Source organism: Kribbella sp. ALI-6-A (assembly GCF_001984195.1).
In the GTDB taxonomy this organism is placed as follows: Bacteria; Actinomycetota; Actinomycetes; order Propionibacteriales; family Kribbellaceae; genus Kribbella.
Map to the genome: position 1 here is coordinate 442967 of NZ_MTQN01000010.1, position 19413 is coordinate 462379.

Genomic DNA, 19413 nt, shown 5'->3' on the forward strand with positions numbered 1-19413 from the left:
CGCCACCCGCCGGCGCCAGCGGCTGCGGAGCGCGCGTGGGGGGAGGAGTCGAAGGTGTGTTGCTGACAGGGCAGCGGTTGGCCGGATGGGATCGTTGGAGGTGACGCGGTCCACCCTGTCGGCTGGTCTGACCGTTAGGCTCGGCGGTGATCCGTCATCCGAAACTTGGGAGTAGATGTGGCCACCATCGAGGCCGTCGGCGCCCGCGAGATCCTCGACTCGCGCGGGAACCCCACTGTCGAGGTCGAGGTACTGCTCGACGACGACACCGTCGCCCGGGCCGCAGTGCCGTCCGGCGCGTCCACCGGGCAGTTCGAGGCCGTCGAGCTGCGCGACGGCGACAAGTCCCGGTACGGCGGCAAGGGCGTGCTCAAGGCCGTCACCGCCATCCTGGAGGACATCGACAAGGAGATCGTCGGGTACGACGTCCACGAGCAGCGGCTGATCGACCAGGCCCTGCTCGACCTGGACGGCACCCCGAACAAGTCCAAGCTCGGCGCCAACGCGATCCTCGGCGTCAGCCTGGCCGTCGCCAAGGCCGCCGCCGAGTCGGCCGGCCTGCCGCTGTTCCGCTACGTCGGCGGCCCGAACGCGTACCTGCTGCCGGTCCCGATGATGAACATCCTGAACGGCGGCGCGCACGCGGACAGCAACGTCGACGTGCAGGAGTTCATGATCGCCCCGATCGGCGCGGCGACCTACGCCGAGGCCGTGATGCAGGGCGCCGGCGTCTACCACGCGCTGAAGGCGGTGCTGAAGGAGCGCGGCCTGTCCACCGGGCTGGGCGACGAGGGCGGCTTCGCGCCGAACCTGGCCAGCAACCGTGAGGCGCTCGACCTGATCGCGGTCGCGGTCGAGAAGGCCGGCCTGAAGCTCGGCACCGACATCGCGCTGGCGATGGACGTGGCCGCGAGCGAGTTCCACACCGACGGCGTGTACGCCTTCGAGGGCGGGAAGAAGTCGGCCGACGAGATGATCGCCTACTACGCCGACCTGGTCGCGTCGTACCCGATCGTGTCGATCGAGGACCCGCTGAACGAGGACGACTGGGAGGGCTGGAAGAGCCTCAGCGCCCAGCTCGGCGACAAGATCCAGATCGTCGGCGACGACCTGTTCGTCACCAACGTCGAGCGGTTGCAACGCGGCATCACCGAGAAGTCGGCGAACTCGCTGCTGGTCAAGGTCAACCAGATCGGCTCGCTCAGCGAGACCCTGGACGCCGTCGACCTGGCGCACCGCAACGGCTTCACCTGCATGATGTCGCACCGCTCCGGCGAGACCGAGGACACCACGATCGCCGACCTCGCCGTCGCGACCAACTGCGGCCAGATCAAGTCCGGCGCCCCGGCGCGCTCGGACCGGACCGCGAAGTACAACCAGCTGCTCCGGATCGAGGAGGAGCTGGACGACGCGGCCCGGTACGCCGGCCGCTCGGCCTTCCCGCGGTTCCAGGGCTGACCTGATGTCGCCCCGCCGGGATGCCGGTGCCCGCCCCGGCTCGCGTCCGTCGAGCCGGACCCAGGCGCGGCCACCGGTCCGGCGGGGCGCCCCCCAGCCCAAACGCCGGACCAGCGGCTCGACGCCCCCGCCGCCACGGACGCGGGGCTCGCGCAACCTGACCGGCCGGGCCGCCGTCGTACTGCTGGTGCTCGGCGCGCTGATCGTGTCGTACGCGCAGAGCCTGCGGGTGTGGTTCGACCAGCACCAGCAGATCACCGCGCTGCAGCAGGAGATCCACGATCGGGAGAAGCGCGTCGATCAGCTGAACGACGAGATCGCCCGGTGGGACGACGACGCCTACGTCCGGGCCCAGGCCCGGCAGCGACTCGGCTGGGTGATGCCCGGTGAGGTCGGGTACCGGGTGATCGGCGCGGACGGCAAACCGATCGGCGCCCCGCCGGAGCCGGTCGGTCCGGCGGACGCGCAGGCCGACGAGCAGAAGCCGACCTGGTACACCAAGCTGTGGGGCAGCGTCGAAGGCGCCGGCAAACCGGCCGAACCGGCGAAGCCACCGGCCGCCAAGCCGACCCCGAAGCCCATCCTGACCCCCTCGCCGAAGGCCACCCGTTGAGCGTCACCCCCGAAGACACCGCCGCCGTCAGTGCCCAGCTCGGCCGGACCGCGCGCGGCATCCGCTCGATCGCACACCGCTGCTCGTGCGGCCTGCCCGACGTGGTCGAGACCGAGCCGCGACTGCCGGACGGTACGCCGTTCCCGACGACGTACTACGTGACCTGCCCGCGGCTGGCCTCGGCGATCGGCACGCTCGAGGCCGGCGGCATGATGAAGGAGATGACCGAGCGGCTGGGCACGGACGAGGAGCTGGCGGCGTCGTACCGGGCGGCGCACGAGTCCTACCTGGCGCATCGGGAGTCGATCGAGCACGTCGAGGAGATCGACGGCATCACAGCGGGCGGTATGCCCACGCGCGTGAAGTGCCTCCATGTCCTGGTCGGCCACTCGCTGGCCGCCGGACCGGGGGTGAACCCGCTGGGTGACGAAGCGCTGAAGTCCCTGGAGGACTGGGGCCGCCGGGGTCCTTGTGTCTGAGCGAGCAGAGGAGAGCGCCGAAGTGCCGGAGAGCGACGAAGCGCTGGAGTCCGCGCAGACGGACGAGGTTCTGGAGTCAGCGGAGACCGACGAGGTGCCGGAGTCCGCGGAGATGGCCGGGGGAGCGGCTGTCACGTCGTCCTCGACTGCTCCGAGCGCCTCCGGTGCTCCGACCTCGCCGGTCGACCCCGGGGAGCTCTCCGGCCAGCCCGACGTCATCGGCTCGGCCGAGGCGATGGGGCGCGCCCCGGAGGTGGACTTCCCCGACCTGGCCGCCGGCGCCGTTCGGGTGGCGGCGGTCGACTGCGGCACGAACTCCCTGCGCCTGCTGATCGCCGACGTGGCCGACGGCAAGTTGACCGAGCTGGACCGCCGCATGGTGATCGTGCGGCTCGGTCAGGGCGTCGACAAGACCGGTGCGTTCGCCCCGGAGGCGCTGGAGCGCGTGTTCACGGCGTCCGACGAGTTCGCCGCGCTGGTCCAGGCCGCGGGGGTCGAGCGCCTCCGGTTCGTGGCCACCTCGGCGGCGCGCGACGTCAGCAACCGCGACGAGTTCTTCAGCGGCATCCAGGACCGTTTCGGCGTCGTACCCGACATCATCTCCGGCGACGAGGAGGCCGCGCTCAGCTTCCAGGGCGCGACCGCGGGCCTGGCCGACCTCGACGTTCCCGGGCCGTACCTGGTCGCCGACATCGGCGGAGGCTCCACCGAGCTGGTCCTCGGCGACACCTCCGGCGTGATCGCCGCCCAGTCGCTCGACATGGGCTCGGTCCGGATGACCGAGCGCCACCTGGCGTCCGATCCCGCGACCATCGCCGAGATGGCCGCGGCGACCAGAGACGTCGACGCGCTGCTCGACTCCACCACCGTCCCGCTCGATCAGGCCCGCACGCTGATCGGCGTGGCCGGCACGGTCACCACCGTCGCCGCCGTGGCGCTGAACCTCACCGAGTACGACCCGGAGGCCATCCACCACGCCCGTATCCCGGGTGCCCTGCTGCTGGACACGACGTCCTGGCTGATGGGCTCGACCAAGGTCCAGCGCATGGTGCAACCGGCGATCCACCCCGGCCGGGTCGACGTCATCGGCGCCGGCGCGCTCATCCTGCAGCGCGTCTACGACCGCCTGAACCTCACGCGGGACGAGGTCGTCGTCTCCGAGCACGACATCCTCGACGGCGTGGCGCTAGCGCTCGGGCTTGCGCGCGAGTAGCGCGAACGAGTTCGGCAGCCGCCCGGCCCAGGCGGCTGCTTCGTACCCGTCCTGCGGTTTCCAGAACGGCTCCGCGTACTCCTCGACGACGCGGATCTCCAGCCCGGCCGCGACCACCGCGGTGACGATCTGGCCCAGCGTCCACTGCCACTCCCGCGCGCCGTTGCCGGGGAAGGTGTCGTTGACGTGCGACTCGGCGAAGTAGCCGCGGTCCGGGCGGATCCTTGGCTCGTCCTCGTCCCAGCTCCACAGCGGAACGGCCGGATGCGCTTCGTGCACGAAGACGTACCCGCCGGGCTTCAGCAGCTCGGCGACTCCCCGCGCCCAGGCGTCGAGGTCGCGCATCCAGATCAGCGCGCCCTTGCCGGTGTAGACGAGATCAGCCGATTCCCGCCGTACCGGTACGCCGGGCACCTCGGCCACCAGGTAGTGCGCCGGTACGTCGAGCTCGCGCGCCCGCCGCTGTGCTGCTGACGCCGCGGTGAAGCTGTAGTCGACGCCGACCACCACCCGCGCGCCGGCCGCGAGCAGCGACACGTCGTCCAGCCCGTGCCCGCTCTGCAGATGTACGACGACCGGTCGGTCGCGCAGCACCAGCTCCAGCAGCCGCAGTTCGCTCGCCGTCAGGGAGTCCCGTCGCTTCGCCTCGGCCAGCAACTCGTCATACTCGTTCACGTGCTTCTGGGACGCCTGCTCCCAGACCACCCGGTTCTGTGCCACCTGTCCGTCCACCCGCCGATCATCCATCGCGAGCCGGTGACGGGCTATCGGATTGTTCAGGTGTGGACGCCGTCGAGCGCGATCTTCAGCACGCGCTCGCGCTGGGCGTCGTCGACGAAGCCGGCGGCGGTGAGGCCGCTGATCATCCGGAGCAGGTCGTCGAAGGCGATGTCGGACCGGGCTTCCCCGGCGGCCTGGGCGCGTTCGAACAGCGGGGTGCCGGCGGCGTACATGGCTTCGCGGGCGGTGGCGAACATCGCGGAGTCCCGGTTCAGGGCCTCGATGATGGCGCGCTTGGTCGCGGCGTACCGGACGAAGGCCTCGAGCCAGGTGGTGAGGGCCTGCCACGGCGGGAGAGCGGCGGCTTCGTCGGCGGCCGCGCACAGCTCCTCGACCTCGCCGAAGTAGACCGCGTGGAAGAGGTCCTGGCGGGTGGGGAAGTTGCGGTACAGCGTGCCGATGCCGACGCCGGCCCGGCGGGCGATCTCCTCCAGGGACGCGTCGGTGCCGTGTTCGCCGAAGGCTTGGCGGGCGGCGACCAGCAGGGCGTCGAAGTTGCGGCGCGCGTCGGCGCGCTGGGGGCGCTTCACCGCGGCGGCCAGCCCACTGCGGGCAGAGTCGGTCACCTCGATCACCCTATTCCACTAGATACCGGAGGGGTGCCTCCGTTATAGTTGAGGCATGCCTCAACTTTACCATCGGAAGACGACGTCCCCACGGCTGACGCTGGCGGTGCTGGCGAGCGTCGTGGCCGCGTTCTCGATGCTGCAGTCGCTGGTGACCCCGGCGCTGCCCGTCATGCAGCGTGATCTGCACACCACCGCGAGCACGGTCACCTGGGTGTTCACGGCCCTGTTGCTCTCGGTCTCGGTCGCGACTCCGCTGCTCGGCCGGATCGGCGACATGGTCGGCAAGGAGCGGACCTTGCTGATCGGCCTGGTCGCGCTGGCGGCCGGGTGTCTGCTCGCCGCCCTCGCGCCGAACATCGGCGTACTGATCGCTGCTCGGGTGCTGCAGGGGGTCGGCGGCGCGGTGTTCCCGCTGTCGTTCGGCATCATCCGCGACGAGTTCCCTGCTGAGCGGGTGCCGTCGGTGGTCGGTGTCGTCTCGGCCGTCATCGCCGCGGGCGGTGGGCTGGGGATCGTACTGGCCGGGCCGATCGTCGAGGCGCTGGGCTGGCGCTGGCTGTTCTGGATCCCGCTGATCATCGTGTCGATCGCCGCGGTGATGGTCTGGCGTTTCGTGCCGGAGTCGCCGAACAAGGTCCCCGGCCGGATCGACTGGCTCGCCGCCGCGCTGCTGTCCGGCTGGCTGATCGCGTTGCTGCTGCCGCTGAGCATGGGCCGGTCCTGGGGCTGGGCCTCGCCGCGGACCATCGGCCTCTTCGCCGCGGCCGTCGTCCTCGCCGGTTCATGGATCGTCGTCGAGCTCCGCTCGCGCAACCCACTGATCGACATGCGCATGATGCGCATCCCTGCGGTCTGGACCACGAACCTGGTCGCCCTGCTCTTCGGCGCCGCGATGTTCGCGGTCTACGCGTTCGTCCCGCAGTTCATGCAGATCCCTGAAGCAGCAGGCTTCGGGTTCGGCTCGACCGTCACCCAGGCGGGTCTCCTGATGCTCCCGATGCTCGTCACAATGGCCGTCGCCGGCTCTCTCAGCGGCCCGATGGCTCCCCGCTTCAGCGTCAAATCCCAGGTCATCTGGGGCTCAGCCATGAGCCTGGTCGCTTCAGTGCTCTTCGCTTCGTTCCATGACGCCCCGTGGCAGGTCGGCCTGTCCACCGCCATCTTCGGCCTCGGCCTGGGCCTCGCCTACGCCTCCATGACCAGCCTCATCGTCCAGAACGTCCCCCGCGAACAAACCGGCGCCGCCACCGGCATGAACGCCAACATCCGCACCATCGGCGGCTCGATCGGCACGGCGGTCGCCAGCTCGATCATCACCGGCCACCTGCAGCCCTCGGGCCTGCCCGCCGAAGCCGGCTTCACCGACACCTTCATCCTCCTGTCCGCCTTCTCCGCCGTCGCCGTCCTGCTGGCGCTGGCCATCCCCACCGCCCGTCGCATCCGGCCCGTAGCTCCGGATCCCCTGCTGGGGGACCTGGTTAAGTAGGCGAATGACCCTCAGACTCATGGGCGCGAACCCCTGCGTCACCCTGTACGACGACGGCCGGGCCACGGCGTACGCCTCGGTCTGGCGGGTGGACTGGTCGCTGCGGGGCAGCGGGCGCGCGCTGGTGCTCGGGACGCCCGACCGAATCCGCATCATCGGCCCGGACGCCACCCTCAGCACCTGGCTCGGCGCGGAGTTCAACCGCCATCTGAAGTCCGTCAGCGCCGGCATCGGCTGGTCCGAGCCGGAGCTGGCGGTCGCCCCGGTCGAGTTCGACCTCGACCTGTCCGAAGGACTCCGAGCCTCCGCCGCCGACGTCACCGTGGAAATCACCGCCCCGATCGACCGCTTCCTCACCCGCAACGACGAGTACGACCTCGGCGGCACCCCGAACATCCTGTCCACCGTCTGGATCCCGTGCCGGCACGGAGCCATCTCGGTCGGCGGCACTCGCCTCGCGGGTGAGGTAACGGTGGACGCCACCGCGCCGATGTCCAGCGCGTTCATCGCCGACGCGGAGGTCTGGTGCACGACCGACCACCCACGAAAGTGACTTCACTAGTCTGAGGAGATGAAGCTTCCGCATCCGCTGACCGGGGAACTGTTCGACAGTCCGGTGCCGCCGGGGACCGGTTGGCCCGAGGATCCGGCAGTACGGCGTACGCCGGTGGCGCATGATCCCGCGGAGGTTCTGCAGCTCGCGCAGACGGACAGCCTGGCTGAACTCGGGGCCAGGGTGTCCGTCTGTAGTGCGTGTCCTCGGCTGGTGGAGTGGCGCGAGGACGTTGCGCGGATCAAGCGGAAATCCTTCGCGGACCAGCCGTACTGGGGCCGCCCGATCGCCGGTTGGGGATCATCCGAGCCGCGGATCGTGATCGCGGGACTCGCGCCGGCGGCGAACGGCGGGAACAGGACCGGCCGGGTGTTCACCGGCGACCGGTCGGGGGACTGGTTGTTCGCCTCGCTGTACCGGGTCGGCCTGGCCAATCAGCCGACCAGCGTGCACGCCGGTGACGGCCTGCAGCTGTACGGCACCCGGATGATCGCCGCCGTCCGGTGCGCCCCGCCGGCGAACAAGCCGACCCCGATCGAGCGCGACACCTGCAACCCCTGGTTCCGCCGTGAGCTCGAACTGGTCCTGCCGACCACCCGCGCGATCGTCTGCCTGGGCAAGTTCGGCTTCGACGTGCTGATGAACGCGTTGCAGGGTCTCGGCGGGACCGTGCCGAAGCCGCGCGCGAAGTTCGGCCACGGCCTCGAGTACGTCGTACCGGTGCCCGGTGGTGAGGTCACCGTGATCGGCAGCTTCCACCCCAGTCAGCAGAACACGTTCACCGGCCGGATGACCGAGCAGATGCAGGACGAGCTCCTGGCGCGGGCGAAGGTGCTGGGTGGACTGCAGGCCGCACAATAAGCCCATGAGCTCCCTCTCAGGAGTGAGATCCCGGTGGGCGAGATCACCCGTCCGGGGGTTTGTGAAAGTTTTCACGAGCCCGTAACCTGAAGGGGACATGAAGTCGGATTCGCACTCAGGGAGAGTGAGCCGCATGACAGCCCAGGTACCGCACATCCTTGTCGTCGGAGGCGGTTACGTCGGGATGTACACCGCGTACGGCCTGCGTAAGGCCGCCCGCCGGGGCAAGATCCGGGTCACCGTGGTCGACCCCCGCTCGGTGATGACGTACCAGCCGTTCCTGCCCGAAGCGGCGGCCGGCTCGGTCGAGCCGCGGCACGTCGTGGTGCCGCTGCGCAAGACGCTCAAGGGTTGCCGGGTGGTGACCGGGCGGGTGACGAGCATCGACCACGCGCACAAGGTCGCCAAGGTGATGCCCGAGGAGGGCCCGGACTACGAGCTGGCCTACGACCAGATCGTGGTCGCGCTCGGCTCGATCGCGCGCACGCTGCCGATCCCCGGCCTGGCCGAGGAGGCCACCGGGTTCAAGAACGTCGAAGAGGCGATCGCGCTGCGCAACAAGGTGCTGGACCGGCTCGACGTGGCCGCCTCCCAGCCCGACCCGGCGCTGCGCAAGGCCGCGCTGACCTTCGTCTTCGTCGGCGGTGGGTACGCCGGGGTCGAGGCGTTCGCGGAGCTGGAGGACATGGCCCGCTACGCCACCCGCTACTACGACAACATCCAGCCCGAGGACATGCGCTGGGTGCTGGTCGAGGCGACCAACCGGATCCTGCCCGAGGTCGGCCCGGAGCTCGGGCAGTACACAGTCGAGCAGCTGCGCAAGCGCAACATGGACGTCAAGCTGGAGACCCGGCTGGAGTCCTGCGAGAAGGGCCGCGTGGTGCTCAGTGACGGCGAGGAGTTCGACGCCGACACGATCGTGTGGACGGCGGGCGTGAAGGCCAACCCGGCGCTGGCCCGGACCGACTTCCCGCTGGACGAGCGGGGCCGGATCAAGTGCCTGCCGAACCTGCGGATCGAGGGCTTGGACGACGCCTGGTCGGCCGGCGACAACGCCGCCGTACCGGACCTGACGTCGGACACCGGCGCGTACTGCGCGCCGAACGCGCAGCACGCCGTCCGGCAGGCGCGCCGGCTGGCCGCGAACATCCTGCGCGTGGTGGACGGCAAGGAGCCGCAGGACTACGAGCACAAGTACGTCGGGTCGGTGGCCAGCCTCGGCCTGCACAAGGGTGTCGCCCAGCTGTACGGCGTGAAGGTGAAGGGCTGGCCGGCCTGGTTCCTGCACCGGACCTACCACGTGTCCCGGGTCCCCACCTTCAACCGCAAGGCCCGGGTCATCCTGGACTGGACGCTGGCGCTGTTCTTCCGCCGTGAGGTCACCAGCCTCGGCAGTCTGCAAATGCCGAACGAGGAGTTCCGCCGGGCGACCAAGTCCTGACCCACCTCGCCGACGGTCAGCGTCCGAAGAAAGGTGCGCTATACCGCACCTTTCTTCGGACGCAAGCAAGCTAGTGGTCGACGGGAGCGGTTCCCCAGCTGGTCGGGGCCGCTCCCATCCGGACCGTGATCCGGCCGCCGTGGGTGACGAAGGACTCCGGCAGCCACGACTCGGTCCGGTTCTTGCCGTTCAGGGCCAGCGACTCGACGTACTGGTTGGTGTCGGACGTCCGCGGTGCCTCGATCGTCAGCCGTACGCCGTTGCTGCGCCGGAGCTCCACCTTCGGGAACAGCGGGCTGCCTACCAGCAGCTCGGCCCGGCCCGGCGTCTGCGGGAACAGGCCGATCGAGGCGAACACGTACCAGGCCGACAGCGTGCCGAGGTCGTCGTTGCCAGGCAGTCCGGCCGGGCCCACGCCGTACACGGTGTCGACGATCTCGCGCGTCGTCGCCTGCGTCTTCCACGCCTGGCCGAGCCCGTTGTAGAGCCACGGGGTGTGCAGGCCGGGCTCGTTCGTCGGGTCGTAGCGCAGCGGGCTGCCGCCCTTGACCGCCCAGTTGCCCTGCTCGTCGTGGAAGAACGCGTCGAGCCGCGGGATCGCCTGGCCGTTCATCGCGGCGGCCAGCCCGGACACGTCCTGCGGGACCATCCACGTGTACGTCGCGCTGGAGCCCTGCGCGAAGCCGACATCCGTCGACGGGGTGAAGCCGGGCTGCCACGTCCCGTCGGCCAGCCGCGCTCGCTGGTAGCCGACCGCCGGGTCGAAGGTGTTCTTCCACCACGTGCCGCGGTCGTTCAGCGCGGTCGCGTCCCGGCCGAGGCGCTGCGCCCACTGGCCGAGGGAGAAGTCGGCGAGCGAGTTCTCCAGCGTCTCGGCGGCGCCGCCCCAGCAGTGGCAGGCGTCCTGCGGCGCGTAGTGCTTGGCCAGGTACGTGTTCAGCGCGGGTCGTTGCCCGGTGCATTGCCCGGGGCAACCGCCGTCGTTCTCGGCCTCAAGGTTCTGAACGGTTGCCTGGCGCAACAGCGACTCGTAGGCGCCGCGGACGTCGAAGTTGCGCACGCCCATCGCGGCGAAGGTGGCCAGCGTCGGTGCGGCCGGGTCGCCGGTCATCACATGGGTCGGGCCGTTGTTGTGCAGCCAGCGGTCCCAGATCCCGTTGTTCTGCTGGGCGAACTGGTACAGCGACTGCGCGAAGTCGCCGGCGATCTCGGGCTTCAGCAGCGCGAGCAGCTGGATGTGCGCGCGGTACTGATCCCAGCCGGAAAAGGTCCCGTACTGCGCGCGCTGGCCGCGGCCGAGCCGATGGATCTTCTGGTCGCTGCCCAGGTACCGGCCGTCGACGTCGTTGAAGATGTTCGGCTGCAGGTACGCGTGGTAGAGCGCGGTGTAGAAGGTGGTCCGCTGGTCGTCGGTGCCACCGGTGATCTTGATGTCCTGGAGTTCCTTGCTCCATTGCCGGTAGCCGTCGGCGGCGACCCGGTCGACCGTCGCCCGCGGTTGGAGCTCAGTCGCGAGGTTGCGCTCGGCACCGGCCAGACTGACGTACGAGATGCCGATCCGCATCCGGACCTTGGCGCCGGGCGCGAAGGTGACGTAGCCGCCGGAGCCCTTGCCGGCCCGGTCGGCACCGGTCGCGTAGCCCTCGCCGCCGGTGGTGTGGGTGCTGCCCGGGGTGAGGGTGGCGTCCTTCCAGGTGCCGTTGGCAACGATCGGCTGGTCGAAGGAGGCGGTGAAGTAGAGCCGGTAGTAGGTCTTGCGGTTGTTGATCCCGCCGTTCGCGCGGCGGCCGCAGAACGCGCCGGTGAGCACCGAACCGGTGACCTTGCGGCGCTTCGCGTCGATGGTGATCTCGGCGTCTTCACTGCCGTTCAGCGAGTTCGAGGTGCGGAACAGCAGATTCGCCTGCTCCTGCGGGAAGGCGAACTCGCCGACACCGGCGCGGGTCGTCACGGCGAGATCGGTTCGTACGCCGTTGTCCAGCGTGACCGTGTAGCGGCCGGGCTTGGCCGTCTCGTTGGCGTGGCTGAAGTTGCTCGCGTACTTGGCGTCCTTGGTGTCGGCCGTCGGCGAGGAGTCCACCGGACCGGCGTACGGGAGGATCGGGATGTCGCCGGCCGCGCCCGGGTTGCAGCCGGCGCCGTTGACGTGGGTGAGGCTGAAGCCGCGGACGCGCGTCACGTCGTACTGGTAGCCGTTGGCGGCACCGGTGCTGGTCTGGTCGCCGCGGGTGCTGGTCGGGCTCCAGGAGATCATCCCGAACGGGCGGACGGCGCCGGGCCAGGTGTTGCCGTCGCGGGCGGATCCGATCAGTGGGTCGACGGAAGCGGCGGGGTCGAGCCGAGGGCCGGTGGGCTGCGACGACCCAGTGGGTGGTGGCGGCGCCTCGGCGGGCGGCCGGGCCTGGGCCGGAAGAGCGGGTAGGAGCAGGGCCAGACCGGTGACGGCGGCAACGACTCGGCGCATGGGGCAACCTTCCGAGGGCGGACGGACTCCCTCAGACTAAGCCGAACGGGTGACCGGCGGGTGATCAGCGGCTGTCGTCCAGGAGTCCGGCGTCGTGCACCAGCAGGGCGATCTGCACCCGGTTGTTCAGGTCGAGCTTGGTCAGGATGCGCGACACGTGCGTCTTCACGGTCGGGATGCTGAGGTAGAGCGTCGCGCTGATCTCGGCGTTCGACTTGCCCTCGCCGACCGCGACGGCGATGTCCCGTTCGCGGTCGTTCAGTTCCGCCAGCCGGGTGGCCGCGCGGTTCTTGCGCAGGTCCTGGCCGGACGACGCGACCCGGCTGATCAGGCGCTTGGTCACCGCGGGCGACAGCACCGGCTGGCCGTTCGCGACCCGGCGGACCGACTCGACGATCTCGGCCGGGGGAGTGTCCTTGAGCACGAACCCGGCCGCCCCTGCCCGCAACGCGCGCAGTACGTGGTCGTCGGCGTCGAAAGTGGTCAGGATGACGATCTCCGGCGCTCCCGGCCGGGACCGTACCGACTCGGTCGCGGTCAGACCGTCGATCCCGGGCATCCGGATGTCCATCAGCACGACGTCGGGCGACTCACGGTCGATCAGCGCCTGGACGCCGGCTCCGTCGTCGGCCTCGGCGACGACGCGGATGTCGGGCGCGCCACCCAGCATCAGCTTCAGCCCGGCCCGCAGCAACGGGTCGTCGTCGACGATCACTACCCGGATGGTCATACACGTCCTCGTTTCGCTGCTGCCCTGTCGTCGACGGCCTGTCTCATGCGGGCCACGGTAGCCAGGCGGAGAGCCGGAAGTCGCCCTCCGGAGTCTTCCCGTGCTCGAGCCGTCCCTCGACCAGCGCCGCGCGCTCGGCCAATCCTTTCAGGCCCTGCCCGCGATCGCCCGGCTTGCCCTTCGGCGCCGGGTTGCTCACGTCAACGATCAGACCGTTGCCCGGGGCACCGACCACCCGAATGCTGACCGGCTCACCCGGCGCGTGCTTCATCGCGTTGGTCAGCCCCTCCTGCACGATCCGGTACGCCGTACGCCCGACGTGCTCCGGCAACGCCCCCGGCGCATCCAGCTCCAGCTCCACCGGTACGCCGGCCCGCTGGGCCCCCTCGACGAGGACCGGGAGGTCGCCGAAGGCCGGTTGGGGCAGCTCGCCGACCGGCGCCCGCAGTACGCCGATCACTTCGCGCAGGTCCTGCAGCGCCTGGTGCGCGCTCGACCGGATGATCTCCGCGGCGCCCGCGATCTCCTCGGTCGACGCGTCCGGGCGGTAGGCCAGCGCGCCGGCGTGCACGCTGAGCAGGGACAACCGGTGCCCGAGCACGTCGTGCATCTCGCGGGCGATCTCCTCGCGAGCCCGCAGCTGGCCCTGCTCGGCTTCGAGCCGGGCGACCAGCTCGGCGCGTTCGGCGCGCTCGCGCAGGGTTTGCAGCAAAGTCCGGCGCGACCGGACGTAGAGGCCCCAGCCGACGGTGCCGACGTACAGGGGCACGGCGGCGATCAGCACCGCGACGGCCGGGTCCTCGGTCTCGCGGACGATCGAGTACGCCGCGACGCTGAGCACGTTGAGGCCGGCGATCATCATCGTGACCCGGAACGGGAAGTGCACGGCCACGGTCATTGTGAGAATCAGCGCGGCGACGCCGCCGGTCTCGGAGTACACCGTGGCGAACGCCGCGATCACCGCGAGCTGGACCGGCCACCGGCGGCGGAACCACAACGACAGACACAGCGCGATGCCGGTCACGAAGTCCGCTGCGAAGAGCCACTGCGGGATCGCGTCCTGGTCGTTCTGGTCGTACAGGATCAGGCCGACCAGCGCCGCGAGCAGGAACGCGACCGAGTCGACGACCCAGTCGCGGGCGCTGCGCTTGCGACTGAGCGACTGGTCCACGGGGCCGACGATAGCGAGCCGGCCGGCGCCGTACGGGGTGTTCGGGCGGTCCGGATACCGAAGTCGGCGCAGGTCGAGACTTTCGGTTGGGTACGGTGCCCGCATGAGCCAGCTCGCCGTCACCGTCATCGGTCCCGACCGCCCCGGCATCATCGCCGACGTCACCGAGGCCCTCGCCCAGGTCGGAGTCAACCTCGAGGACTCCACGATGACGCTGCTGCGCGGCCACTTCGCGATGATGATCGTCTGCACCGGGCCGTTCGGTCCCGTCAAGGAGGCGCTCGAGCCGTTGCGGGGCGAGCTGGTCATCACAGTGCGCGAGATGGGCCCGGAGACCGCGCACGCGCCACTCGGTGCGCCGTACATCCTGAGCGTGCACGGCGCCGACCGGCCGGGCATCGTCTCGGCCGTCACACGGATGATCGCCACCGCCGGCGGGACCGTCACCGATCTGACCACCCGGTTGAGCGGTGAGCTGTACGTGATGACCGCCGAGGTCGAGCTCCCGCCGTCCGCCGAGCTCCCGATGCTGATGCGCGCGCTGGAGATCACCGCCGAGGAACTGGGCGTGGGGGTCAGCCTGCGCCCCACCGAGAGCGACGATCTGTGACCGACATCGGTCATCTCAACCAGGCACTGGCCGCCTGGAGCCCGGCCCAGCTCGGCCTGGCCGGCGACGTACTGGAGGTCGTCCGAGCGCCGCATCCGGTCCTGGCCACCGAGGGCGCCACCGTCGATCCCCTCGACCCGGTCATGCTCGCCCTCGCCGCCGACCTCGTCGCCACCATGCGAGTCTCACCCGGCTGCGTCGGCCTCGCCGCTCCCCAGGTCGGCGTCGCGGCTCAGATGTTCGCTCTCGACGTCACCGGTCACCCCAAGACCCGCACCTGCCACGGCGTCTTCGTCCTCTGCAACGCGGTCGTCGTCGAATCCAGCCGCCAGGAGAAGTCCCGCGAGGGCTGCATGTCCGTGCCCGACCTGACCGGCGACGTCAAACGCCCGACGCGCCTCTCGGTCACCGGCGTACTCCCTGGCACCACGGACGAGATCACGTTGAGCACGGACGCCTTCGAGGCTCGTGCGGTCCAGCACGAGATCGACCACTGCAACGGGTTGCTGTTCCTGGACCGAGTCGCCGGCGCCCATGCGGTGTATCCGCGCAAGGTCTACCTCTGAGCCGCCCGTCCGGGACAGGATGCGGCATGGCGACTTTCTCTCGGTCCGACGACCTGCAGGGCGCGCAGTTCGCCCGGACGAATCTTCGGGACGCCCGGTTCGTCAGCGTCGACCTGCGAGGCGCCCGGTTCGTCGAAGCCGACCTGTCCGGCGCGGTGATGCGCGGGGTCGAGGCACGCGGCCTCGACATCGACACGCCCTGGCTGTCCTCCCTCAGCGTCAACGGCGTCGACGTCACCCCGTACGTCGAAGCCGAGCTCGACCGCCGCTTCCCCGGCCGCGAACTCCGCCGTGCGCAGTCTCCCGAGGGTCTGCGCGACGCCTGGGCCGCCCTCGAGCGCACCTGGTCCGCCACTCTCGCCCGCGCGGCCGCACTGCCGCCCGGCACCGTCGACGCCTCGGTCGACGGCGAGTGGTCGTTCGCCCAAACCCTGCGCCACCTCGTCATGGCCACCGACACTTGGCTCGGCCGAGCCGTCCTCGGCCTCGACCAGCCCTACCACCCCCTCGGCCTGGCCAACCCGAGCGCCGAGGAAGACGGCCTCGACCTCTCGCTCTTCGTTGCAGGCACTCCGCCGTACGCCGAAATCCTGGCAGCCCGGGAGGGTCGGGTCGCGATGGTCCGAGACTTCCTGTCCACGGTCACCCCGGAGGCCCTCGCCGTCCCACGCAAGAACCCGTGGTCCCCGCAGTACCCGGAGACCACGCTGTCCTGCCTGCACGTCATCCTCGAGGAGGAATGGGAGCACCACCGCTACGCCGTACGGGACCTCGACAGCCTCGAAACCAGACCTGTTACCTGAAGCGGCCCGGGCGGTTCGCCGAACACCGCGCGAGGTACCTCTGACCTCGACACGTCACTCGTTCACAGCAGCCCGACGCCGTGCTCGTCTTTCCTGGAGCGCGTACGAGGCGGTGACGACGACGCAAGCCCAGATGTAGACGTTGGTGACCAAGCGCTCCAGGAACGAGCGGTCACCGGTCGGATCGACGATCCGCCACAGAAGCGAGCCGAGCTCGCTGCCCACCACGAACAGAACCAGCCGAGCGACCACCCAGCGCCAACCGGCCCTGCTCCACGGGGATACGTACGTGTCGATGTCGAAAAGGCGACGCACAACCCCCGGGCTCCCCGCCCGGTGGCCGGCAGTTGATACCCCGGAATCGTCCGGCCGCTGGTCGTCCATGGCGTGAGTCTGACAGCCCGAAGAGGCCACCGAAGCAGGCGATCGCGGGCGAATCTGATCCGTCAGTCGGATGGACCGACTTCGAAGCCCGGCGGCACCTCCAGGTGCAGACGTCGGTAAGCCCGTACGACATCGGCGCGAGCGGACTCGGCCACACCCGTCGCCTCGATGACCGCGGTGAGAGCTGCTTCCCGACGGCTGCCGGCCCGATCCGCATCCTCAGACTCCGCCAGAGCGAGCTCTTTGATCCGGCCGGTCAGGTGAGCGTTCCTGTCGGCCCAGGCGAGAAGAGCATCTCCAAGGCTCTGCTCACTGCCAGGCCGGATCGCCTTCACAAGTCCAGCCTCCAGGAGCTGCGCCACGTCCACCGGGTTCACGTTGGGCGGCAGCGGCATCCCTCTGGTCAGATGAATCTCCCTGACCAGCCACTCGGTCTCAGGAGGAACACGGACCCCCGGGATCTCCTCCGGGGCGAGCAGTTGGCGCGGATGAAGCACGATGGACGCCGCCGCGACCAGGTATCGGGTGTCAGCCATCGTTCCTCGACTCCTCGGGGCGCAGCTTGGACGCCGGTGCACCGGCGATGTCGGGTGCAACCGCGTGCGGCTCTGCGGAGCGGCCGCATAGCGATCAGATCTGACCTTTCCATGCTATGGGCGTTGCCAGGGTCCGATCGCCTATCTCGTCACCGCCAGTTTGCTGGACCCGACATCGAAAATCGCATCTTTCCCTCGTCAGGCGGCATACCGACATCGCGTGCAACGCCAAGCGGCGCGCGGCGTCCTGACAATGGGGGTGAATCTCATGCACCGACGTGGACCGAGGCTTTCTGCCGTGGCCGTTGGCGTTGTGATCGCTGCGGTCGTTTCCGGATGCGGCGACGGGTCAACCGTTCCTCCGATCGGGGAGCGTTGGGCTCCGCAGTCTCCGGTCAGCGATCTGATCGTCCGCGATGGCGATGCCGTCGAGGTGACAGGTCAGGTGATCGCCGCGCCTGGCGACCCAGTCGTGTTCTGTCCGCCCTTTGCCAGCCTGGACGATCCTGAGGTACCGGTACTCCGGCCTCGCCGGACCCCCTCACCAGTAAAGCCTCCAGCACCGACGTGCCCAGCGGCGCTCGCGGTCACGTTGACGGGCGTCGACCTTGACCGGCTCAGCTCCCCAGTGACTGTTGACGGAACGCGGGCGGGCTGGGCAACTCTGCGAGGCGCCTGGCATGGCCGATCGATCGATGTGACCGAGCAAGCGGCGCCCAAACAGGCAACACCGAGCCCAGACGGCGTACCGTGCCCCGCCCCCGCAGGCGGATGGAAGGCCGACGACGGAAACACAGTTCGGGCGCGCAACGCTCTCGCGAGCTACGTCAGAGCGCGACCGGAGCGATTCGCCGACATCCGTGCCGGTTACCCGGTCACGAGATCGAGTGGAAACGTCTCGGTCATGGTGGTTCCGGTGGTGTCCGGTGAAGTGGATTCCACGCAGCGGGAACTCGAGGCGGTCTACGAAGGCAACCTGTGCGTCACACGAGGTGTGCTCAGTATCGCCGAGGGCCAGCGACTGGCTGAGCGGGTGGGCGCCCTGCAGAACGACAGGGCGAACTCCATCTCGGGTGTGGCACTTGACACCCCAAACGGCCGAGTTGTGGTCGCCCTGTTCATGGTGACCGAGCAACTGTATGAACAGGTCGTGGACCTCGACCTCGAGAAGTTGGAATTCGACCCAGTGGTGCGGCCGGTGCGATGAGCGGTGCAGCCGTGCAGCAAACCTTGGCCGCAAGGCCTCCGACGGCAGTCCTTCCGCGATACGGGAGCCTACGGTCAGAACGGCCGCGGATAGGGGTGACCGGCAGCCGAAGCCGTCGATGTGGTCGCGACGTGGCTGGAGCCGGACCGAGTCCCGGGCGTGAGGTCCGGCGCCCCGACGTTGGCTGGATCGAGCGAGGAATCGTGCAGCGGTCCGGGCTCCACCCGCGCCGCCCTCGGTTCAGTTTCGAGCCGCTGAGGGGCTGGAGCGGTCGATCGCGCGGCAGCGCGCACCCGGGCGGTAGCCCGGAACCGCGGGCGGCAGCCCGCAGATTGCCGGCGACAGCCGGCAACTAGAAGGTACGGCGCCAAGCCGGGGGTGGGTGGGAGCGGGCGTAGTGCGCGCGCTGAGGAGCGGAGCGACGAAGGAAGCGCGCACGGAGCACGCGTGGGTCGGCCGGCGAGTGCCCGGGACGGGATTCGAACCCGTACACCTTTCGGTCGCGAGGTTTAAGCTCGCTGCGTCTGCCGTTCCGCCACCCGGGCTGGGGTGTTCGCGCAGGGACTGACGATACAAGCTGGTACGCCGCTGTGGGGGTCGCCGGAGCGTTGAGAGAGGACAATCGGCGGCATGACCGAGAGCGAGCGGGAGACGTTGCGGGTGTTGGCCGACGAGGGGAACGAGAAAGCGTTGGACCGGCTCGCGGAGTTGGCGGACGGGCGGGGAGATGTCGGCGAGTTGAGTGAGTTGCTGGACGAGGGGTCCGAGCGGGCGGGGGAGTTGCTGACTCGGCGGGCGGCTGCGGCTGGGGATCTGCTGGAGCTGCAGCGGATTTCGGATGCTGGGTACGCCGAGGCTGGTGACGTGCTGGATCAGTTGCTGGAGGGGCCGGCGGAGAGCTAGGCGGCCGCGCGCGGGGTGGGCTGGAACGGGCTTCCGCCGCGTGGGCTTCAAATGGGCGTCCGCCGCCTGGGCTTGGGGGGTTAGCCTCGCGAAGGTGGCGAGGATCTTGGTGACGGGGATGTCGGGAACCGGGAAGTCGACCGTGCTGCGCGCCTTGGGGGAGCAGGGGCGTCGGGTGGTGGACACCGATACCGACCAGTGGAGCGAATGGGTGACGCTGGGGGACGGCAGCCGGGACTGGGTGTGGCGGGAGGACGCCATGGCCGAGTTGCTCGACAGCGCGCCGGACGTGTTTGTTGCCGGGTGCAAGAGCAATCAGGGCAAGTTCTATCCGCGGTTCGACCAGGTGGTGCTGTTGAGTGCGCCGGTCGAGGTGATCCTCGGGCGGATCGAAGCGCGGACCGACAACCCGTACGGCAAGTCCGCGGAGGAGCGGGCCGAGATCATCGGCTATCTGGCGGAGGTCGAGCCGTTGCTGCGGGCGTCGGCCGATGTGGAGATCGATACCTCAGGTCCGCTGGCGGATGTGGTCGAGCAGGTCCGGAAGTTGGCGGACGGCTATTGATCCAGATCCATGGATCGTTCT

The 19413-nt window shown here is 69.7% G+C and carries 21 protein-coding genes and 1 tRNA gene; 14 read left to right on the forward strand and 8 right to left on the reverse strand.

Annotated features, from left to right (window positions below; genetic code table 11):
- The first annotated feature begins 177 nt into the window (after positions 1-177).
- Genes eno through BWI15_RS16455 form a run of 4 tightly spaced genes read left to right on the forward strand, consistent with a single transcriptional unit; the run spans position 178 to position 3763 of the window.
- On the forward strand, positions 178-1458 hold the full coding sequence (gene eno, locus BWI15_RS16440; protein WP_077015285.1) for a phosphopyruvate hydratase: 1281 nt from the start codon (positions 178-180) through the stop codon (positions 1456-1458).
- A gap of 4 nt (positions 1459-1462) precedes the next feature.
- Entirely contained in the window at positions 1463-2071 is a 609-nt protein-coding gene (locus BWI15_RS16445; protein WP_077015286.1) for an FtsB family cell division protein, read from the forward strand.
- Positions 2068-2550: a DUF501 domain-containing protein gene (locus tag BWI15_RS16450; RefSeq protein WP_077015287.1), complete on the forward strand. Its 483-nt coding sequence runs from the start codon at positions 2068-2070 to the stop codon at positions 2548-2550. Before BWI15_RS16445 ends, BWI15_RS16450 begins: the two co-directional genes overlap by 4 nt.
- 22 nt (positions 2551-2572) lie before the next feature.
- Positions 2573-3763, forward strand: coding sequence for a Ppx/GppA phosphatase family protein (locus tag BWI15_RS16455; RefSeq protein WP_237771306.1), 1191 nt, complete (start codon positions 2573-2575; stop codon positions 3761-3763).
- Here the strand turns inward: BWI15_RS16455 and BWI15_RS16460 are convergent.
- The gene (locus BWI15_RS16460) at positions 3737-4495 is read right to left on the reverse strand and encodes a class I SAM-dependent methyltransferase (RefSeq protein WP_083750810.1); all 759 of its coding nucleotides are present in this window, start codon (positions 4493-4495) and stop codon (positions 3737-3739) included. The two genes, BWI15_RS16455 and BWI15_RS16460, sit on opposite strands and share 27 nt — an antisense overlap.
- Positions 4496-4539: 44 nt before the next feature.
- Positions 4540-5109 carry a TetR/AcrR family transcriptional regulator gene (locus tag BWI15_RS16465; protein WP_193432167.1) on the reverse strand — a complete coding sequence of 190 codons (570 nt, stop codon included), beginning with the start codon at positions 5107-5109 and terminating at the stop codon, positions 4540-4542.
- Positions 5110-5164: 55 nt separating this feature from the next.
- Here BWI15_RS16465 and BWI15_RS16470 point away from each other — a divergent pair, with 55 nt between their 5' ends.
- From BWI15_RS16470 to BWI15_RS16485, 4 genes are all read left to right on the forward strand, one after another.
- Positions 5165-6598 (forward strand): MFS transporter, encoded by a 1434-nt coding sequence (locus tag BWI15_RS16470; RefSeq protein WP_077015289.1) that lies wholly within the window; start codon positions 5165-5167, stop codon positions 6596-6598.
- 4 nt (positions 6599-6602) lie between these two features.
- Complete coding sequence (locus tag BWI15_RS16475; RefSeq protein ID WP_077015290.1) at positions 6603-7151, forward strand: hypothetical protein; 549 nt, start codon at positions 6603-6605, stop codon at positions 7149-7151.
- Positions 7152-7169: 18 nt separating this feature from the next.
- A complete protein-coding gene (locus BWI15_RS16480) occupies positions 7170-8012 on the forward strand; it encodes a uracil-DNA glycosylase (RefSeq protein WP_077015291.1) in 843 nt (280 codons plus the stop codon).
- A 133-nt stretch (positions 8013-8145) separates the two neighbouring features.
- Positions 8146-9453, forward strand: a complete 1308-nt coding sequence (locus BWI15_RS16485; RefSeq protein ID WP_077015292.1) for an NAD(P)/FAD-dependent oxidoreductase — start codon at positions 8146-8148, stop codon at positions 9451-9453.
- 70 nt (positions 9454-9523) lie between these two features.
- Here BWI15_RS16485 and BWI15_RS16490 read toward each other — a convergent pair whose 3' ends face one another.
- The 3 genes from BWI15_RS16490 to BWI15_RS16500 form a co-directional block, all read right to left on the reverse strand.
- Positions 9524-11917 carry a GH92 family glycosyl hydrolase gene (locus BWI15_RS16490; RefSeq protein ID WP_077015293.1) on the reverse strand — a complete coding sequence of 798 codons (2394 nt, stop codon included), beginning with the start codon at positions 11915-11917 and terminating at the stop codon, positions 9524-9526.
- Between the two features lie 64 nt (positions 11918-11981).
- Entirely contained in the window at positions 11982-12647 is a 666-nt protein-coding gene (locus BWI15_RS16495) for a response regulator (protein WP_077015294.1), read from the reverse strand.
- A gap of 43 nt (positions 12648-12690) precedes the next feature.
- Positions 12691-13818, reverse strand: a complete 1128-nt coding sequence (locus BWI15_RS16500; RefSeq protein ID WP_077016022.1) for a sensor histidine kinase — start codon at positions 13816-13818, stop codon at positions 12691-12693.
- A gap of 103 nt (positions 13819-13921) precedes the next feature.
- Here BWI15_RS16500 and BWI15_RS16505 point away from each other — a divergent pair, with 103 nt between their 5' ends.
- Genes BWI15_RS16505 through BWI15_RS16515 form a run of 3 tightly spaced genes read left to right on the forward strand, consistent with a single transcriptional unit; the run spans position 13922 to position 15797 of the window.
- Positions 13922-14428, forward strand: coding sequence for a glycine cleavage system protein R (locus BWI15_RS16505; RefSeq protein ID WP_077015295.1), 507 nt, complete (start codon positions 13922-13924; stop codon positions 14426-14428).
- Positions 14425-14994 (forward strand): peptide deformylase, encoded by a 570-nt coding sequence (locus BWI15_RS16510; RefSeq protein WP_237771307.1) that lies wholly within the window; start codon positions 14425-14427, stop codon positions 14992-14994. The genes BWI15_RS16505 and BWI15_RS16510 overlap by 4 nt, the downstream gene beginning before the upstream one ends.
- A 26-nt stretch (positions 14995-15020) precedes the next feature.
- Entirely contained in the window at positions 15021-15797 is a 777-nt protein-coding gene (locus tag BWI15_RS16515; protein ID WP_077015296.1) for a DinB family protein, read from the forward strand.
- Positions 15798-15851: 54 nt separating this feature from the next.
- Here the strand turns inward: BWI15_RS16515 and BWI15_RS38845 are convergent, their stop codons facing one another.
- Positions 15852-16181, reverse strand: a complete 330-nt coding sequence (locus tag BWI15_RS38845) for a hypothetical protein (protein WP_143465642.1) — start codon at positions 16179-16181, stop codon at positions 15852-15854.
- A 62-nt stretch (positions 16182-16243) separates the two neighbouring features.
- The gene (locus BWI15_RS16525; protein ID WP_077015298.1) at positions 16244-16717 is read right to left on the reverse strand and encodes a hypothetical protein; all 474 of its coding nucleotides are present in this window, start codon (positions 16715-16717) and stop codon (positions 16244-16246) included.
- A gap of 904 nt (positions 16718-17621) precedes the next feature.
- On the opposite strand from BWI15_RS16525, the gene BWI15_RS16530 reads away from it, so the two are divergent.
- Positions 17622-17924 (forward strand): hypothetical protein, encoded by a 303-nt coding sequence (locus BWI15_RS16530; RefSeq protein WP_077015299.1) that lies wholly within the window; start codon positions 17622-17624, stop codon positions 17922-17924.
- Positions 17925-18388: 464 nt separating this feature from the next.
- On the opposite strand, the gene BWI15_RS16535 is transcribed toward BWI15_RS16530, so the two are convergent.
- Positions 18389-18469: transfer RNA gene (locus tag BWI15_RS16535), tRNA-Leu, on the reverse strand.
- 85 nt (positions 18470-18554) lie between these two features.
- Here BWI15_RS16535 and BWI15_RS16540 point away from each other — a divergent pair.
- Together BWI15_RS16540 and BWI15_RS16545 are read left to right on the forward strand one after the other, a co-directional pair.
- Positions 18555-18827, forward strand: coding sequence for a hypothetical protein (locus BWI15_RS16540; protein WP_077015300.1), 273 nt, complete (start codon positions 18555-18557; stop codon positions 18825-18827).
- A 94-nt stretch (positions 18828-18921) separates the two neighbouring features.
- The gene (locus BWI15_RS16545; RefSeq protein ID WP_077016024.1) at positions 18922-19392 is read left to right on the forward strand and encodes an AAA family ATPase; all 471 of its coding nucleotides are present in this window, start codon (positions 18922-18924) and stop codon (positions 19390-19392) included.
- Positions 19393-19413 lie beyond the last annotated feature (21 nt).

Coding starts and splice junctions, on each gene's coding strand:
- BWI15_RS16445 (WP_077015286.1), top strand. CDS start 1,463: ATGTCGCCCCGCCGGGATGCCGGTGCCCGCCCCGGCTCGCGTCCGTCG.
- BWI15_RS16470 (WP_077015289.1), top strand. CDS start 5,165: ATGCCTCAACTTTACCATCGGAAGACGACGTCCCCACGGCTGACGCTG.
- BWI15_RS16475 (WP_077015290.1), top strand. CDS start 6,603: ATGACCCTCAGACTCATGGGCGCGAACCCCTGCGTCACCCTGTACGAC.
- BWI15_RS16480 (WP_077015291.1), top strand. CDS start 7,170: ATGAAGCTTCCGCATCCGCTGACCGGGGAACTGTTCGACAGTCCGGTG.
- BWI15_RS16485 (WP_077015292.1), top strand. CDS start 8,146: ATGACAGCCCAGGTACCGCACATCCTTGTCGTCGGAGGCGGTTACGTC.
- BWI15_RS16490 (WP_077015293.1), bottom strand. CDS start 11,917: ATGCGCCGAGTCGTTGCCGCCGTCACCGGTCTGGCCCTGCTCCTACCC.
- BWI15_RS16495 (WP_077015294.1), bottom strand. CDS start 12,647: ATGACCATCCGGGTAGTGATCGTCGACGACGACCCGTTGCTGCGGGCC.
- BWI15_RS16505 (WP_077015295.1), top strand. CDS start 13,922: ATGAGCCAGCTCGCCGTCACCGTCATCGGTCCCGACCGCCCCGGCATC.
- BWI15_RS16515 (WP_077015296.1), top strand. CDS start 15,021: ATGGCGACTTTCTCTCGGTCCGACGACCTGCAGGGCGCGCAGTTCGCC.
- BWI15_RS38845 (WP_143465642.1), bottom strand. CDS start 16,181: ATGGACGACCAGCGGCCGGACGATTCCGGGGTATCAACTGCCGGCCAC.
- BWI15_RS16525 (WP_077015298.1), bottom strand. CDS start 16,717: ATGGCTGACACCCGATACCTGGTCGCGGCGGCGTCCATCGTGCTTCAT.
- BWI15_RS16530 (WP_077015299.1), top strand. CDS start 17,622: ATGGTGGTTCCGGTGGTGTCCGGTGAAGTGGATTCCACGCAGCGGGAA.
- BWI15_RS16540 (WP_077015300.1), top strand. CDS start 18,555: ATGACCGAGAGCGAGCGGGAGACGTTGCGGGTGTTGGCCGACGAGGGG.